At 60.7% G+C, this 15,795-nt stretch carries 18 protein-coding genes and 1 pseudogene; 11 read left to right on the top strand and 8 right to left on the bottom strand.

The window, feature by feature from the left end; genetic code table 11:
- Nucleotides 1-258, top strand: a 258-nt coding sequence (locus tag BLV07_RS48460) for a hypothetical protein (RefSeq protein WP_210187868.1), incomplete at its 5' end; no start/stop codon positions are given.
- 975 nt (nt 259-1,233) lie between these two features.
- Here the strand turns inward: BLV07_RS48460 and BLV07_RS44965 are convergent.
- Nucleotides 1,234-1,422 carry a hypothetical protein gene (locus BLV07_RS44965; RefSeq protein WP_091899038.1) on the bottom strand — a complete coding sequence of 63 codons (189 nt, stop codon included), beginning with the start codon at nt 1,420-1,422 and terminating at the stop codon, nt 1,234-1,236.
- 1,482 nt (nt 1,423-2,904) lie between these two features.
- Between BLV07_RS44965 and BLV07_RS44955 the strand changes: the two genes are divergently transcribed.
- Nucleotides 2,905-4,230, top strand: a complete 1,326-nt coding sequence (locus tag BLV07_RS44955) for an ABC transporter substrate-binding protein (RefSeq protein ID WP_176946185.1) — start codon at nt 2,905-2,907, stop codon at nt 4,228-4,230.
- A gap of 208 nt (nt 4,231-4,438) precedes the next feature.
- Here the strand turns inward: BLV07_RS44955 and BLV07_RS49630 are convergent, their stop codons facing one another.
- Entirely contained in the window at nt 4,439-4,873 is a 435-nt protein-coding gene (locus BLV07_RS49630; RefSeq protein ID WP_091899034.1) for a hypothetical protein, read from the bottom strand.
- A 240-nt stretch (nt 4,874-5,113) separates the two neighbouring features.
- On the opposite strand from BLV07_RS49630, the gene BLV07_RS44945 reads away from it, so the two are divergent.
- Nucleotides 5,114-5,677, top strand: a complete 564-nt coding sequence (locus BLV07_RS44945) for a hypothetical protein (RefSeq protein ID WP_091899033.1) — start codon at nt 5,114-5,116, stop codon at nt 5,675-5,677.
- Nucleotides 5,678-5,993: 316 nt separating this feature from the next.
- On the top strand, nt 5,994-6,251 hold the full coding sequence (locus tag BLV07_RS44940) for a hypothetical protein (protein ID WP_091899037.1): 258 nt from the start codon (nt 5,994-5,996) through the stop codon (nt 6,249-6,251).
- Here the strand turns inward: BLV07_RS44940 and BLV07_RS44935 are convergent.
- Nucleotides 6,248-8,407 (bottom strand): exonuclease domain-containing protein, encoded by a 2,160-nt coding sequence (locus BLV07_RS44935; RefSeq protein WP_091899032.1) that lies wholly within the window; start codon nt 8,405-8,407, stop codon nt 6,248-6,250. The genes BLV07_RS44940 and BLV07_RS44935 overlap by 4 nt on opposite strands.
- A 134-nt stretch (nt 8,408-8,541) precedes the next feature.
- On the opposite strand from BLV07_RS44935, the gene dinB reads away from it, so the two are divergent.
- Nucleotides 8,542-9,651 (top strand): DNA polymerase IV, encoded by a 1,110-nt coding sequence (gene dinB, locus BLV07_RS44930; protein WP_091899031.1) that lies wholly within the window; start codon nt 8,542-8,544, stop codon nt 9,649-9,651.
- Nucleotides 9,652-9,734: 83 nt separating this feature from the next.
- On the opposite strand, the gene BLV07_RS44925 is transcribed toward dinB, so the two are convergent.
- Both BLV07_RS44925 and ku read right to left on the bottom strand, forming a co-directional pair.
- Entirely contained in the window at nt 9,735-10,202 is a 468-nt protein-coding gene (locus BLV07_RS44925) for a metallophosphoesterase family protein (RefSeq protein WP_091899030.1), read from the bottom strand.
- An 81-nt stretch (nt 10,203-10,283) separates the two neighbouring features.
- Nucleotides 10,284-11,210, bottom strand: a complete 927-nt coding sequence (ku, locus tag BLV07_RS44920; RefSeq protein ID WP_091899029.1) for a non-homologous end joining protein Ku — start codon at nt 11,208-11,210, stop codon at nt 10,284-10,286.
- A gap of 141 nt (nt 11,211-11,351) precedes the next feature.
- Between ku and BLV07_RS44915 the strand changes: the two genes are divergently transcribed.
- The 4 genes and pseudogenes from BLV07_RS44915 to BLV07_RS44900 all read left to right on the top strand — a co-directional run bounded on the left by BLV07_RS44915 (nt 11,352) and on the right by BLV07_RS44900 (nt 13,308).
- A complete protein-coding gene (locus tag BLV07_RS44915; RefSeq protein ID WP_091899028.1) occupies nt 11,352-11,747 on the top strand; it encodes a hypothetical protein in 396 nt (131 codons plus the stop codon).
- A 30-nt stretch (nt 11,748-11,777) separates the two neighbouring features.
- Nucleotides 11,778-12,227: a hypothetical protein gene (locus BLV07_RS44910; RefSeq protein WP_091899027.1), complete on the top strand. Its 450-nt coding sequence runs from the start codon at nt 11,778-11,780 to the stop codon at nt 12,225-12,227.
- Between the two features lie 2 nt (nt 12,228-12,229).
- Nucleotides 12,230-12,888: pseudogene (locus BLV07_RS44905) on the top strand (SOS response-associated peptidase).
- A gap of 126 nt (nt 12,889-13,014) precedes the next feature.
- A complete protein-coding gene (locus BLV07_RS44900; RefSeq protein WP_091899026.1) occupies nt 13,015-13,308 on the top strand; it encodes a hypothetical protein in 294 nt (97 codons plus the stop codon).
- A gap of 63 nt (nt 13,309-13,371) precedes the next feature.
- On the opposite strand, the gene BLV07_RS44895 is transcribed toward BLV07_RS44900, so the two are convergent.
- The 3 genes from BLV07_RS44895 to BLV07_RS44890 all read right to left on the bottom strand — a co-directional run bounded on the left by BLV07_RS44895 (nt 13,372) and on the right by BLV07_RS44890 (nt 15,109).
- Entirely contained in the window at nt 13,372-13,662 is a 291-nt protein-coding gene (locus tag BLV07_RS44895) for a hypothetical protein (RefSeq protein ID WP_091899025.1), read from the bottom strand.
- Between the two features lie 198 nt (nt 13,663-13,860).
- Nucleotides 13,861-14,058: an adenylate/guanylate cyclase domain-containing protein gene (locus BLV07_RS49625; RefSeq protein ID WP_244551459.1), complete on the bottom strand. Its 198-nt coding sequence runs from the start codon at nt 14,056-14,058 to the stop codon at nt 13,861-13,863.
- Nucleotides 14,059-14,065: 7 nt separating this feature from the next.
- On the bottom strand, nt 14,066-15,109 hold the full coding sequence (locus tag BLV07_RS44890) for an alpha/beta fold hydrolase (RefSeq protein WP_244551458.1): 1,044 nt from the start codon (nt 15,107-15,109) through the stop codon (nt 14,066-14,068).
- Between BLV07_RS44890 and BLV07_RS44885 the strand changes: the two genes are divergently transcribed.
- Together BLV07_RS44885 and BLV07_RS44880 are read left to right on the top strand one after the other, a co-directional pair.
- Nucleotides 15,102-15,350 (top strand): hypothetical protein, encoded by a 249-nt coding sequence (locus BLV07_RS44885; RefSeq protein ID WP_091899024.1) that lies wholly within the window; start codon nt 15,102-15,104, stop codon nt 15,348-15,350. The genes BLV07_RS44890 and BLV07_RS44885 overlap by 8 nt on opposite strands.
- A 211-nt stretch (nt 15,351-15,561) precedes the next feature.
- On the top strand, nt 15,562-15,795 hold a 234-nt coding region (locus BLV07_RS44880), incomplete at its 3' end, for a transposase (RefSeq protein ID WP_143035736.1).

Genomic DNA, 15,795 nt, shown 5'->3' with positions numbered 1-15,795 from the left:
GCGGCCTTGATCTTCTCGCAGCCTTCCCGTGCGCGGGCGAGGCCTTGCTCGGCAAGCTCGCGCCCCACGCCCGGCAAGGCGGCCTTCGAGAAATCCAACCATGGCATCCCGAAAACATTCGTTCCGTTCGGCGTCAATTTCATTTCGCTTTCACTCACGCAACATTCCCTTTCTCAAGCGAAAGCATTCCTCGCGACGCTCGCTTGCGTCACGAGAGTCTCACGCTCTGTGTTCGATCAGATTTTGGATGAGCCGTGATTTAGCCCCGATACGACTTTGTTAAAGAGAAGCGGGAATGTCGGTTCGGTTTGCGACTCTCGCCCAAACTTTTTTTGAGATTGTCAACACAAACCAAGGTATATGTGAGGAGCGCTGTGCATAACAGGGATATCCCAATGGTTTGGGAAGTTCCTTCCTCAGCGTAAGCATTTGCAAAGAAGGCCGGGTTGGGATTCGCTACGTTCGAGCAAGGACGGACGTCACGCAACGTTCCGTTGAGGGCAGTCCCGACTTCGCATCAGCGATCCCTTTGGGCGGCGGGACCGTCCTTATGAGGGCGGTCGCTGCGCATCTCGATGCCGCCCGTGAAGCTGCACTGAGAGCCTTGGCGGAAGCTATTCGAGGCAAGAGCGAAACTCGCGAACCCATCGGACAAATGACCGTCCAGGTGAGAACGGGATACGGCTCTCGTGATGATCGTGTCAGCGTCTGTTGAGGTTAGCCTGCTGCAATCCTGAGAAGATTGGATGACGCTGGACTTCGCCGTGATCCGATTTGCGAAAGTCGCGCGGAACTAAGCACGGAACTAAGCACTAAGAACTAAATGGCCGGAGCTAAAGTTGATCCTTTCGGATCACGCCTCGACAACTTGATCCCGACACAGGGACCTCAGCTTGGCGACAGCCCCGGAGCTGACGTCCATCTTGTTGCCTGTGTACATTTTTGTACAAAGCACCGGAACGCAGCCCGGATTTCTGACTTGCATCCCACGGGGAATTCGATTGGGATAAAAAAGACGTGCCACGCTACACCTCGTTCGCCCGAGAGGCGGCAGCAACGCTGCTGCACAACAAAGGACCCGCAGGTTGCGTCGGGATTGATCCAGCGAGCGGCCGACCTGAAGGATCGCACGGGCGAGTCGCCCCCCGTTGATATTGAGGCAATGGCAGAAGAACCGGCAAGGCCTCTGACAAAGAACTAAGGCCGCCCGTAGGGGCGGCTTTTGTGTCTCGCCTAGTCGCGGTCGTGATGGTGATGGTGCTCATGGTGCTCGTGACCACGGACGCCTCCACCTCCGGAGTGCGCAATAGCATTTGACGTGAGGGAGGTCGACAGCAGCATGGTCATGGCGGGCGGCGTGACCGCCGCGAATTTTCCGCAGGTCTTCAGAAATTCACGCCGGTCTTCGTCTTCCGAGGGCATGGCGTCCATCCTATGATTTGTTTAGCTGGCTGGAATTAAATGCCGCAAATTAAATAAATTAAAAGCAGTAAATAGGTTCCAATCGCAAGATGAGGCGTCCATCTTACCCGCAGCCACGGCGATTCCGCTCGTGGCCCGTCGCCCACCTAGACCCAGAGCGCCGCCATGTGCGCTTCCGAAGATGGGCCGACCCAGGAAATGCTGCCTAACGAGGGCAGCCTTTGATCCTAAGCTGCCTTTCGCTGCTAGAGGCGCTCGAAGGCGATAGCCTCGGATCAGGCAATGAGCCTGACGTATTGAAGGCCGATTTCTAGCGATGCTAGATTACCACTTTATCCCGATTGCTTTGAAGCCGTCCTGTAGTGCTTTTTGTACTGTGGAGGACATTTATGCGAAGCTCTCGCGCAATGCTTTATCTGCAACGACTTGGCGAGCTCGCCTCTCAGCTCTCAGAACTGGAAGACCTTCGAAGTCTGGTCGAAGATGCAGAGCGCGACGCTCGCGGTGCGCCTGCATTGCGCCCTCGACGCCATGCTTCGCGCCGCATCCGAGGTCGCGATCTCGGCGCCCTGTCTGTCTGCCTTCGCCGCTACACGCCAGCAAGCAGAAATGCAGGAGGTCTCAGGATCCCTCAGAACGACAACCAAATCGAATGGACGTTGCTTGAGCCATTTCCCGACGGCTGGTGGGCTTCCTCCTAAAGCTCTTCAGCGGCTGCTAATGAATCAAAGTTTCTCGTCTGCTTGTGGCCATGCCCGACGAAATCCAACGTTCTTCCGCTTGTCGGCTGTCGAGTAAGGCGGACCTGGGGTCTACTCAGCCGCGATAAGGCGCGGTTGCTTTCCTTCAGGTGGACGTACTTGGGCGACAGCAAGTGAGAGACGCTCATCCCAAGTCACGTATCCGCACTCCCGGCATCGGTACGCCACCACAGACCTGCCAATGCGGAGGTTCAGGAGTTCAGTGACGATGACACGACTGCTGCCGTGGCAACGATCGCATGTTGGCAAGGCGCCAAGAGTACGGTTGATATCTTCCAAACCGACACCTCGACTCGTTATTGCAACCGTAAGATAGTCCATGACAGTCTTTGCAACAAGTCGCCGTGACCCGGAATAAAATTTGAGACACCCCCTCGATCCACGACGCCCGGCGATACCCCCTAGGGGCGAGTTCGCAGATCAGATCGCATGTCGGCTGTTGGCCCCGTCCAAAAGCGCGATAGGCTGGCTATTGGACGAGCCGGCTCGAGAACATTGGCGGCGTGCAACGATTGTCGACCACGGCCGCTTCCGACCTATCCGTCTGCACACAACCAAGACCCGAAGGCGACATCCTGAAGCCAAGGGGCCAATGGCGTCTGGCGCCAGGACTAGACCCGGACGCGGAGAGCGCCCGTTGCAGGCGGTTGACGAGACCTTGCGGAGGCGGGAAGGTCCAGGTCCTTCCTTCAAGCCTATCGGAAAGAGGTAGGAGGGCGTCGTGGCGGGCATCAGTCGGCGAGAACTATTCAAGTTTTCCGGCGCTGGTCTTATGGAGGCGAGGTTCGGCGGCCTCGCAGCGATCCTAGCTTCGGGAGGCGCGCCCGCCTACGCGCAGGCGACGACCGTCCATTGGCTTCGCCCATCCAGTTTCGTGCCGGCGGCGGACGTTCTTTTGAAAGGTGAGATCACGAGAGAATGTCAGAAGGCGCTTGGGATCAAGCTCACGGTCGAAACGATCAACGCGAATGACGTCCAGGCGCGCATCACTTCCGCGATCCAGACGGGATCGGGCCCCGACATCGTACTCGTAGTTAATAATTGGGCGCAATTGTATTCCGAGAGCTTGGCCGAGGTCGACGACGTGGCGGAGGAACTTGGCAAGTCTCAAGGCGGCTTTTACGAGACCTCTCGCTTAGCTGCATACGACGGTAAGCGCTGGCTCGCCGTTCCTTTCAACGTCACCGGCATTCAAATAGCCTACCGGAAATCGTGGTTTGCCGAGGCCGGCTATGCGAAGTTCCCGGAGACGTGGGAGCAGTATCGCGAAGCCGGCAAGAAGCTCAAGGCTAAGGGCCGTCCCATTGGTCAGACGCTCGGTCACGCCTTCGCTGACGCGCCGAATTTTGTCTATCCATATCTCTGGTCTTGGGGTGGCAAGGAGGTCGAGCCGGACGGCAAGACGGTCGTGCTCAATAGCAAGGAGACGGTCGAAGCTGTCAAGTTCATGGTGACGTTCTGGAAGGACGCCTATGACGAGGGCGGACTTGCCTGGGACGACACGAGCAACAACCGCGCCTTCCTCGCTGGCACAATCTGCGCGACGAATAATGCCGCTTCCATTTACCTTGAAGCTTTACGCAAACCGGATGCGTATCAGACCGAGGCCGGCAGTCCGATCAAGGCCGACATCCAGCACGCACCGCTGCCGGCAGGTCCAGCTGGGCAGTTCAGCTTCCATACCCCCGCCTCTAACATCGTTCCGCGCTATTCGAACAATCAGAAGCCGGCCAAAGAGTTCATGCGCTGGATAAGTTCCAAACCGATCTTTGAAAAGTACTTCATTACGCTACAGGGCTTCAGTGTCGGCCCCACGACTGATTGGGAGAAGCATCCGCTCTGGGACAAGGATCCGGTCATGCTTCCGTTCCGGTCGGCGGCACGGACTGGGCGGCTAATGGGCTATGCGGGGCCCTCCAGCCGTCAGGCTGCGGAGGTGCTGAACAAGTACATTATCGTCGATATGTTCGCGAAAGCCGTGCAAGGCATGCCAGCCGAAGATGCAGTGAAGTGGGCTGAAGCTGAATGCGTGAAAGCATATGCCTAGCCGTTGACTATATTGCTGACCCCAAATGCCCGCTTATGAATGCGAAGTGCGCGATGTCCGCTATTTGGACCATGAGGGGAACAGCGGACGTCAAGGCGGGCCGCTGCTAGAGGTGCCGGGGCACGGCAGAGAAACCGGCGAGCCGCTCCAGGTTCGGCGCGGGTCCCGTGGGCCGCACTTCGTCCCCGCGCACAATCCGCGAGCGGTGTTACTGCGTCAGAAATCTATATGCGACAATCAGAGCCACTATGCTCGCGAAAATCAGCAGGGCCGGGAGAGATTTTTGGATCATTGGCCTCGTCGAATGGCGCGCAGCCGATAGGCCGGGTTGAGGTTTCGGCCGCCTCTGGATGCGCACGACTTTGCCCTCTGTCGTTGGTGTGCGAGCCTTTGGTTCCGGCGCCGCGCCCACGCCTCCCATCTCACAGTAATAGACGCTGTAAACCTCGCGAACTGCCAGGGCCGTGGACTCGGCCTCGCTCATCGTCTCGAGTCGGGCTCGATAGTTAGTCAGAAAGCTCTGCGCGTTTGACGGAAGGTCATCGAAACCACCGAGCTTGGCCATCATGAGCCAAGTGGTAAAATCCGCCTCGGCCTTCGTGCGAGCTTTCTTGGCGATACTGGCGTTGGAGCTAGAGGACATGGTGGTCCGATTGGTTCGCCCCCAAACTCGCCGGCGTTCATGGCGATCGTTGGACAGTTCGCTAATGTAGCTCGGTTGACGTCAGGTGCCGGTTGTCGTCCGGCTTGGTGCGCGAGGATTTGCCCTGACGCCGAAGCAACCAAGCCGGCGCTGGACCAATTTAAAAGGGGCTTGCCGCCCGGCCAGTCTGCTCCTTTGCGAAAGTCGTGGCGAGCAAGAAGCTCGGTCATCGAAAGGTTCGTGGTCGTGGTCAGCAAAAAAGCCTCGCCAACTTGGAGCGACGTTAGGACTACGCTCTTACACTTCGATCGCGCGGGCCTTCTGGGGCTAGTGCAAGACCTCTACACTGCAAGCAAGGACAACCAAGCATTCTTGCACGCCCGCTTGGGCTTGGGTCATGATCAGCTCCAGCCCTTCAAGGCGATTATTTCTAATTGGATATGCCCAGATGTAATGAAAGGCCAACCCGTATCGGTTTCAATAGCCAAGAAGGCGATTTCGGACTACAAGAAAGCAATTGGTCGCCCGGAAGGGATGGTGGAACTGTCGATATTTTATTGCGAGGAGGCGCTTGGCTTTCTAGAATCCTGCAATATGGAAGATGAAAGCTACTTTGCTGCTTTGATCCGCATGTATGGACGATCCCTCGAACTCATATCGAGCCTACCTCCTGCTGAGCGCGCCAAATACCTTGAGCGTCTCGACAAGCTTAGATCGCGCGCGAGGAACGTCGGCTGGGGGGTCGAGGAAGAACTCAATGGCCTTTGGTACGCTGCCGCTCCGGGCGAACACCAGGCTGAATGACCGCTAGTTCTGTTAGTATGCAGTTGATGATGTGCCGCAACCGAGTCGGAATGTCCGCTTTTTCTGCCGATAGCTGGGAAAACCGGACATAGCGCGGACTTCGCCAAGACGACGCAGATGACCCCAAGCAGCTTCTTGGGGAAGATTGATTGTCGACCTCAATGACAACCAAGATCGTGGCTGCTTCATTAAGCAGGCAAGAAGGTAAGGCGGTGTCTGCAGCCCCGGCGAGCGCGAACTGCTGAAAGGCATCTGCCTGTCGGGACTGTGGAACGAACCGAAGAGTGTACGGATTCGTTTGGCAGGAGTGATCTCGATGTTGACGACGACGGAATCACGACCGGCCATCCGGACGCTGCGGGGATGGGCCATCTCGGTGCTGCATGAAGCCGGCGCAATCCGCGAATGCGATGAGCACGCACGGATTCAGGACCGCGCCGATCCCCATGCACGTGAACGCGCCTTCGATGTCGCCATGTGCGATCCGCCGCCCGACATCTCGCCGCAGGCGGCCGTCATCGCCGTTGTAGAAGCCCTCGACGGAATGGGCGATACCTGTCCGGATTGCGACTAAGCGGCCTGCACCGCTTCTGCCGAAATGCCGTCGTCGCGCTTCTTGTTAATGAGATTCAACAGCCTGGCCGCCGCCCGAGCGTCGCACAGCGCGCGATGGTGGTCTTCGAGCTCGATGTCGTAGATCGCGCACAGCTTTCCGAGTCCGTACGATTTGTGCCCGGGATATCGACGCCGCATTCCCACGCAAGTGCACAGCTTCGGAAAGTGGAAGCGCCGTTCGAGCCGTTCGTATTCGTACGACAGAAAGCCGTAGTCGAAGTTCACGTTGTGGGCGACGAAGATGCCGTCGGCCATGAAGGCCATGAAACTGTCGGCGACTTCGTGGAACGCCGGCGCGTCCCGAACCATCTGGTTGGTGATGCCGGTCAGTACGACGATCTTCGCAGGGATCGGCCGCTGCGGATTGACCAGCGAGTGCCACTCGTCGACCACCTGATGGTTACGGACCTTGACCGCTCCGATTTCGGTGATGCGATCACCGGTCGACCAGGCTCCCGTGGTCTCGATGTCGACGACCACGTAGTCCTGTTCCGGGTCGAACCGGTAGTCCACGCGGCCGATCTCGGCCGGGATGCCGGCGTTCTCCAGTTGGCGCAGGCGGGTCAGTTGGTTGCGGCGTATGGCGTCGCCTTCCGCCTTGACCTCGACGAAGGACACCTTGCCGTCGCGCACGTGCATCAGGTCGGGGAAGCCGTCCCGCATGCCGCGGAAGTCGTCGCACATCGCCTGAAGAATCTCGGCCAAGCCGTCCGCGCCGGCGCCTTCGAGCAAGGCACGCAGTGCGCCCATCTGCACGTGGTCCCAAGCGAAGATTCCGTTGGGCCGGCCCCATCTGGCTCCGACGGTGCGCAAGACGATCGGAAGCGCATTGCCGGATCTGACCTCCGCGAGCTTGCCGTCGATCTGCGAGGCGAACCTCCGATGGAAGGTCCGGTCGCGAAGGCAATGCGGGACCCAGTCGAACCCGCTGTGAAGCTGGCCTGACTCGAAAAGCTCATCCCAGAACAACAGCCCGAACAGCGTGTGCCAAAGCGTGTTCTCCGCGAAGTAGACCTGCCCGCCCTGGCGCCGCAGCACGCCGGCGACCCCTGCCTCGGGATTGCCGCGATGCGTGTCGTCGACGACGATTGTCCGCCCCGACCGCAGCAGCTCTGTGCACAGACCGGTCCGCCGTCCGCCGAACTTGCGCGCGTAGAAATCCGTCGCGAAGAGATGCTCGTCGTCGCTTTCGGCATCGTCGATCATGTCCCGCAGCAGATTCTCGGCCGCCTTGTCGCCCTTCGCGTACAGCAACCGGACGAGGCGCTCGCGGCAATCCGCGGAGCCGCCGAAACGATAGAGCCGTTCGGCCAGATCCTTGTCGCCTTGCTTCTCGAAGAACTGCCCGACCTGGCACGCGGCGCGGGCCGCAAGGTCGGCGGCGTATTCGGTCGTCCGCGGGGGTCCGTCCAGAATCGCCGCGGCAGCCCTCTCGAATATTTCGGCGGAACGGACTTCGATGCGATCCAGCACCTGGCTGTAGTGAAAACACGCATGCGCTTCGTCGGCGTCGGCGAAGCGAGCGCTGAACGACGTCTCTCTGTTCGTGCGCAGAACACCGAGATCGCGCAGAGCGAAGTTCTTGAGGTCATCCGCCGTCTTGCCGAAATAGAGGTACAGCAGGAATTCGATCGGTCGCGTGTTGTCGAGCGCTATGAAGCCTCCGGCGCCGCAATGCCTTGCGGCAAGATCGAACGGAATCGCGGCGACGAAGAAGTCGGCCAGCGCCGGTTTCGACCATGAGGTGCGGACGTCGCGGCCAAACCCCGCGGCACGCGCGCCGTCGACAAGTGCGGTCTTCGGCAAGCAAAGGACGAAAGCGGTATAGTCCTCGGCGCGCAGCCCGCGCGCCTGGCCACACGCGATCAAGTCACACGCCGCGGCTTCGAGGTCGGTGATCTCGGGATACTTGAACAGCGCGCGATTGAAGATCGCCCCTCGCCGGTTGACCATCCGGATGAGCAGACACTGCGCGTCCTTCGTAAGGCCGCGAAAGCGGGCGGTAAACGAACGGTGCTCGTCGGTGAGGATCTCGCCATACGTCTTCTCCACGAAATGGAGCATTTCGACGAAGTGGTCGAGATAGTAGTAGACCGGCAACGTAGTAGGCTTCATTTGACGCGCGCCGTTTCCCATCGATTCTGGTCGACGAAGCTGTTCTCAACGACCAGCCAAGTACGGTTTTATCGTTCCTTTTTTGTTCTGACCGCGCTATTTGTCAAGGCGGAGCGAAGGACGGACCCGTAGAGATGGATGCACCGGCCGAAAGCCGACCCGACGCCGGCCATTCCCACCGCAAGATCATCCACATCGACATGGACGCCTTCTACGCGTCGGTCGAGCAGCGGGACAATCCGGATCTGCGAGGCAAGCCAGTCGCGGTCGGCGGCTCGGCGGAACGCGGCGTGGTAGCGGCGGCGAGCTATGAGGCCCGCAAGTTCGGAGTTCGCTCCGCGATGGCGTCCGTCACCGCCAAGAGGCAGTGTCCAGACCTGATTTTCGTAAAGCCGCGTTTCGAGGTCTACAAAGCGATAAGCCGGCAAATCCGCGACATCTTCGCGGAGCACACGCCGGTTATCGAACCGCTTTCTCTCGACGAAGCCTATCTAGACGTCACCGAAAATCTTCAGGGCATTCCCCTCGCCCGCGACGTCGCGCTGCGGATCCGCGAGAAGATCAAGGCCGAGACGGGCCTCAACGCTTCGGCCGGCATCAGCTACAACAAATTTCTGGCGAAGCTCGCTTCGGATCACAGGAAGCCGAACGGCCAGTACGTCATCTCTCCGGACATGGGCGCCGCGTTCGTGGAGTCGCTGCCAGTCGGCAAATTCCACGGCATCGGTCCGGCGACGAGCGCGAAGATGAATGGCCTCGGCATCTTCACCGGAATGGACATCCGCAACCAGACGCTCGAGTTCATGAATGCCAACTTCGGCAAGTCCGGCGCCTATTACTACTGGATCTCGCGCGGCATCGACGATCGCCCCGTCCGCGCCAACCGCATCCGCAAGTCCATCGGCGCCGAGAACACGTTCTTTGCGGACCTCACGACATTCGACGTGATGGCCGCCGAGCTCCGGCCACTGATCGACAAGGTCTGGCGTCACTGTGAGAGCACCGGCAACCGGGGACGGACCGTGACGCTCAAGGTCAAGTTCTTCGATTTCGAGATCATCACGCGGAGCCGATCGGTCCCGACGGTCGTGTCGAGCCGGGACGACTTGGAGAGTTTGGCGATATCCCTGCTGCAGGCCGAGATACCTTTCCCGAAGTCGGTTCGCCTGCTAGGCGTGTCGCTGTCCTCGCTGCAAACGCAGGGGAACGACGATGCCGAGCCTCAGCTCGATCTGCCCATCTGACGCTGCCCATCGGTGCGACTTACATCCTGGCGGCCGAGATGGCGCCGAGAGCTTCGCCTGCCTGGACGTGCCGCAGCTGGGCCTTATCCGACTTCAAGATCGTGGATGATCGGTTTCAGTCCCTCGGGCGTGACTTCGAGGCTCGCAAGCGTGATCGGTAGCTTGAAGCGTCGGCGCCCGGCACTGCCGGGATTCACGTAGAGTAAGCCGTCTACGGTAGCGATCTTCGGCATATGGGTGTGGCCGGAAACAATGACATCAATGCCTTGAGTTACGGGATCGATTTGCAGACTGTTGAGATCGTGCAGAACGTAGAACAGCCGTCCCGCGAGCCGCACGAACTCGGTTTCGGCAAATTCGGTGGCCCACTCGCCCGTGTCCACGTTCCCTCTGATCGCCGTGACGGGAGCAATTCTCCGCAGCGCGGTGATGATCTCGGGATCACCGATGTCGCCGCCGTGAATGATGTGGTCGACCTGGGCCAGCACGCGAAGAGCCTCCGGCCGAAGCAGACCGTGCGTATCCGAGATGATGCCGATGGTGAAGGTCATCGAAGCATCCGGTTGAAGCACTTTATCGCGCGTTGGGCCGCGGCTGCCTGATGCACCGCCGGTGCCCCGGACATCAACCGCCTAAGCCGACTTCCGCCGCTGGCCCGTCGCGGGTTTCTTCGCCGCCGCTTCCTTCGCCGGCTTCTTGCCTTGGATCGGCATCAACATCTCTTTCTGGCCCGCCGACGCCTTGTGCGGCTTCTTGGCAGGCTTTGCTGCCTTCGCCGGCGCAGCCTCCCGACCGACGCTCTGCCGCAGCGCCTCCATCAGATCGACCACGTTCTCGCCCTTCGGCCGCTCCTTCGGCCGGATGGTCTTGCCGGCCCGTTTCTGATTGATCAGGTCGATCAGCGCGGTCTCATAGTGGTCCTCGAATTTCTCGGGATCGAACGTGCCCGCCTTCTGGTTCACGATGTGCTTGGCGAGATCGAGCATGTCCTTGGTGACCTTCACGTCCTGGATCTCATCGAAATACTCCTGCTCGCTGCGAACTTCATACGGATAGCGCAGCAGCGTGCCGACCAGGCCTTTGTCCATCGGCTCGAGCGCAATGATGTGCTCGCGGTTGGTCAGCACCACCCGGCCGATCGCGACCTTGTCCATTTCGCGGATGGTCTCGCGGATTACGGCGAAGGCGTCGTGGCCGACCTTGCCATCAGGGCGCAGGTAGTAGGGCCGGATCAGATAACGAGGGTCGATGTCGGACTTGTCGACGAATTCGTCGATCTCGATGGTGCGCGTTGATTCCAACGCGATCTCCTCGAGCTCCTCCTTGGTGACCTCGATGAACTGCCCTTTATCGAGTTCGTATCCCTTGACGATGTCCTCGTTCGCGACCTCGTCACCGGTATCGGCGTCGACCTTCACGTACTTGATCCGGTGACCGGTCGCTCGATTTAGCTGATTGAACGAGATCTTTTCGGATTCTGATGTCGCCGGGTAGAGAGCCACCGGACAGGTGACGAGCGACAGACGCAAGAAGCCTTTCCAGTTGGCTCTCGGGGCCATGGTACGCAGAACTCCAGTTCGGGACGGCTCGGATTCAAGACGAACGGCAGGTCATGGTTCCGACAGCATGGACGGGCCCATAAGAGGATATTTTTCACGCGGGCTATCGACTCTTTTGTTCTTGTTATGTTCTATTGAGGCATGACGGACCGACCCGCGAGCTGGCGCATGCCGACCCCGAAGCAGATGGAAACGATGGCCGCTGTCGTCGCCGGAAACGCGCCTCAGAAGCCCGGATTGGCTCCCGACGCTGATTTGCCCGCTGAATACTGGCAAGCGCTTCTGAACGACCCTCGCGCCGAGGCCCGGTCGGCCCCCTCCGGAGGCGCGCTGCGGCTGAGCCAAATTCCTAAACATATTCTGAGGGTCGGGTGCCGCCGCTGCGCCAGGATCGTCGAAATCCAGAAGGTCGACGCCATCCGTCTCTATGGTCGGGACGCGCTCTGGAAGGATGTCGGCCGGCGGCTGTTGGACAATACCTGCACCCAGCGGACTGGGCGCCATGAGGAAGACGGCTGCTGGCCTGCGTTCGAATAGTCGCCGGCGCGGCCGGAACTGGATGCTGCCATGGCACCGAAGCATCACCCGACGCCCTTGTCTGGCGGGGACCGCAAGGCGCTCGCCAAAGAGCTCGGCCGCGCACGCGCCATGACGACGATCCTCGCGGGGCAGGCCGCCGAAACCCGAGCGAAGGGCGAGGCCCTCATCCGACAGGCCGACAAGCTGCTCTGCGAAGCGTGGAACGAGCGGATGTGGGCAAATGAAGGACCAATCGACCCGTCGCCGACCGTTGATCAGGCTGCCAATGGCGGTTACGCCTGGCTCGAGATCGAATGCTCGCGATGCAAGACCCGACGAGACGTCGACTTGGCGGCGCTGCGCCATCCGCCGACAACATTCGTCCATGACTTGGCGAGCCGCCTCCGCTGCAGCAAATGTAGCAAGGCGGGTCGTCGGCCCTCAGCTACCTTTCTGCAACTAGCATCGCGGTCCCGCCAGGCCGCTCCGGAGTCCTGATCGTGTGCAATCTCTATTCGATCACCACCAACCAGGCGGCCATCGCCGGGCTTTTCCGGCGCATGAATCGCTACGTCGGCAATCTGGCGCCGATGCCGGGCGTGTTTCCGGACTATCCGGCACCCGTCGTGCGCAATGCCGACGATGCCGAAGAGATGGTGCTGATGCGTTGGGGCATGCCGCCTCCGCCCAGGACCGGCGGCCCGCCGGTGACGAACATCCGCAACACGTCCTCGCCGCACTGGCGCGGCTGGCTCAAGCCGGAGCACCGCTGCCTGGTGCCGGCGAACAGCTTCGCCGAATACGCGCCCGAGCCGAATCCGGAGACCGGAAAGAAGGACGTCGTCTGGTTCGCTCTCGACGACAGCCGCCCGCTGTTCTGCTTCGCCGGCATCTGGACGGAGTTCAGGGGCGACCGCGGCACCAAGTCGAAACCGATCCCGGGCCCTCATCTGGTCTACGGTTTTCTCACGACGTCGGCCAACGCAGTTGTCGAGCCGATCCAAAGGCCATGCCGGTGATCCTGACCACCGAGGAAGAGCGCGACGTCTGGCTGCGCGCGCCGTGGGACGAGGCCAAGGCGCTGCAGCGCCCCCTACCGGACGAGATGCTCAGAATCGTCATGCGCGGCGCGGACAAGGAAGACGTGCTCGCGGCGTAGCCGGTTCTGCACAGGGCGACGGAACAGGTGGAAAAGCCGCGGCCGCTGCGATCGCGAACCCCTGCCTTGTGTTAGCAGCCGAAACGAACGACGGGGCCAGGATTCGCCTCGGCAGGAGCGATCTCGATGCTGATGACGAAGGAGAGACGGCCGGCGATCCGGACGCTGCGCGGCTGGGCGATCTCCATTCTGCAGGAGGCCGGCGCCATCCGCGAATGCGAGGAGCACGGCTGGATGCAGGACCGTGCCGACCCGCACGCCCGCGAGCGGGCGCTCGACATCGCTCGTCAGCATCCGCCGCCCGGCGCGCCTCCAGAGGAAGCCGTCGCCGAGGTTCGCGATGTCCTGGATTCGATCGGCGACACCTGCCCGGAGTGCCCGCCGGCGATCGACAGCTCTCACCCGGCGATCGTGTCGTAGATCTCGTTCAACGTGATAGTTGCCAGCGACGGAAGAGGGATAGCGACGTCGACGCCGCTGGCGCTAGGGCGTGCCGTCCTTCGCCCGGCAGTTCGCCAGGCCGTCGCGCTGGACCCAGCCGTACAGCGACTCGCCGGAATCCTTGTCGTAATGCACGACGAAGACCCAGTCGCGGTACGTGTCGCGGATCGCGACCTTCTGGCCCTTTTCGATCGGCGACCAGCGCGGCTCGGTCTGTCCGCCTGGCCGGTTCGCCAGTTCTGTCTCTTTCGGCACGCTGCACTCGGTGTAGGAAGCGTGCGAGATGGCGGGAAACGCGAACAGGGCCGCGGCGGCCAAGCGAAGCTTTTTCATCACGGGTATCCGGGAACGATGTAGGGTTTGGACGGACGATTCGTCCGGAAAGGCTTGCGTCTTCGGTGCCGACCGATCAATCGCGGACCGGAAACGAAGTTAACGGATCGACGGCCGCATGTCTGCCTCCACTAGATCCCGGCGCGAATTCTTTGCCGCCGAAATCAGGATGGTTGATCCTTCGATACCGGCCAGGACTTAGCCGGCGGCCGCGAACAAGTCCCACTTGCCCGGCAACCCCTTGAGCTCATACGAACCGCGTTCGGTGAAGCGCAGGCCGGCACCCGCGACAAGATCCGTCACGACGCGCGAAACGAGAACCTCGTCGGGCTCGGATTGCGACATGACGCGGGCCGCGGCATGGACCGCAATACCGCCGATGTCGTTCCCCCGCATCTCGATCTCAGCGCTGATCGCCGATCTCAGCAGCTTGCCGCGTCGAGTCGACGATATCCGTGAACATGACCGTCGCGAGAATCCGCTCCAGGTCCGCGTCTCCCGCATCCCGATGGCCGGTCACGAATTCCTCGATGTCGCCGACCAGCGTCTCGATGTCGCCCGTCCAGAACGCGTGATCGCCGGTCGGATATTCGGTGTATTTCGCTCCCGGGATCCCCGCCGCAAGACTGCGACCCAGTGCGACGGGCACTTGCAGATCGGTCGCCCGGTGCAACGCCAATGTCGGAGTGCGGACGCACGGAAGAATGGCATTCACGTCGATCCTGCGGTTCGCGAGGATATAGGCCTTGATGGCGCCAGGACTGCTCGCCAGCTTTTCGAACTTCGCAATGCGCGCTACTGCCTCCGGATTGGAGACGTCACTCGCGAAGACGTTCCCAAGAAAAGCTCCGTTACCCCAACGCTTCACAAGATTCGTTAGCCTTTCTTCGATGGCTGACGGCGACAGATTTGGCGGGAGCAGGTCGGCCACGCGCGCGAGACCGCCGAAGAGAACGAGGTGGGACACGCGGTCGGGATACGTGGTTGCGAAAAGAATGCTCATGGCCGCGCCTTCGGAGAAGCCGACCAGCGCGGCGCGTTTCGAGTCGATCGCGTCCATTACCGCGCGGACGTCGTCGATGCGCTCCTCCAACGAGGGGACATCCGCAAGCCTGTCCGACAGCCCTTGTCCTCTCTTGTCGAAGGTGACTACCCTCGAGAACTTCGACATCCGGCGAAGGAATTGGGTGTAGCCCGGTAGCTCATGCATGTGATCGATGTGCGAGATGATGCCGGGGACCAGTATTACGTCGATAGGGCCGCTGCCCATCACTTGGTAAGCGATACTGAAATCACCAGTCTGGGTATATTGCGTCTCGGGTAATGAAAATTCAGCCATGGCCAGCCCCGCTGCTCCGTGGTCTGGACGACTATCCAGCAAATCAGACACAAGATCAACCAACCGGCGGCGCCGGACCTTGGGGGCAATCAAAAGAAGGATGATCAAGCCGCTCGCGGAGGCGGTCCCGTGTTCGACGCGCCGCGCCGATCAGGCACATCGAAGTCTTGGCCCAGAAACCTCTCGCGAGAAGCTAAGACCCACCAACATGCCTTCGCAGGTGGCGCTGGACGCCGGCTCTTTGGTGACGGCCGCCGATCGCGCGCTCTATGCCGACAAGGACAGCGGGCGCGACCGGCTCGTCGAGTCCGGACAGGTGGTGGCCTGGCCCGGTGCCAGAAGCGCCTAATTGGAGACCGGAAGGATTGGTTTGCGAACTGTCCTTCCTCTAAATCGCGCCTGAGGACGTGTACTCCCAAAGTCCGATGTCCGGTTTCAGCGTTGAAGCAGACGCTTTGTACCGCTTGTGAGAATTTCGCCTTGTGACCCTGGCTGTGTGAAAACGCTGCGCTTGATGTGATTCGCGCGATATGATTCCCGCACGATTTGCGGGGGGTGGGATGAAGCGCTTCGTTGCGGAGGCGGATCGTGGGCAATCGACGCTATTGCCCGAGTGCCTCGATGATTTCATTGACGAGAGCAACCCTGTTCGCGTGATCGACGTGTTTGTCGATGCGCTCGATTTGGCCGAGCTAAGCTTCGAGGGGGTGAAGCCGGCGGCGACCGGTCGGCCGTCATACCATCCCTCGGTTCTCCTGAAGCTTTACATCTACGGCTATCTGAACCGGGTGCAG

The sequence above is a fragment of the Bradyrhizobium sp. Rc2d genome (genome assembly GCF_900099855.1).
Classification (GTDB): domain Bacteria; phylum Pseudomonadota; class Alphaproteobacteria; order Rhizobiales; family Xanthobacteraceae; genus Bradyrhizobium.
Note: the sequence above shows the minus strand (reverse complement) of the source record. Positions and strands in the feature narration are given on the sequence as shown.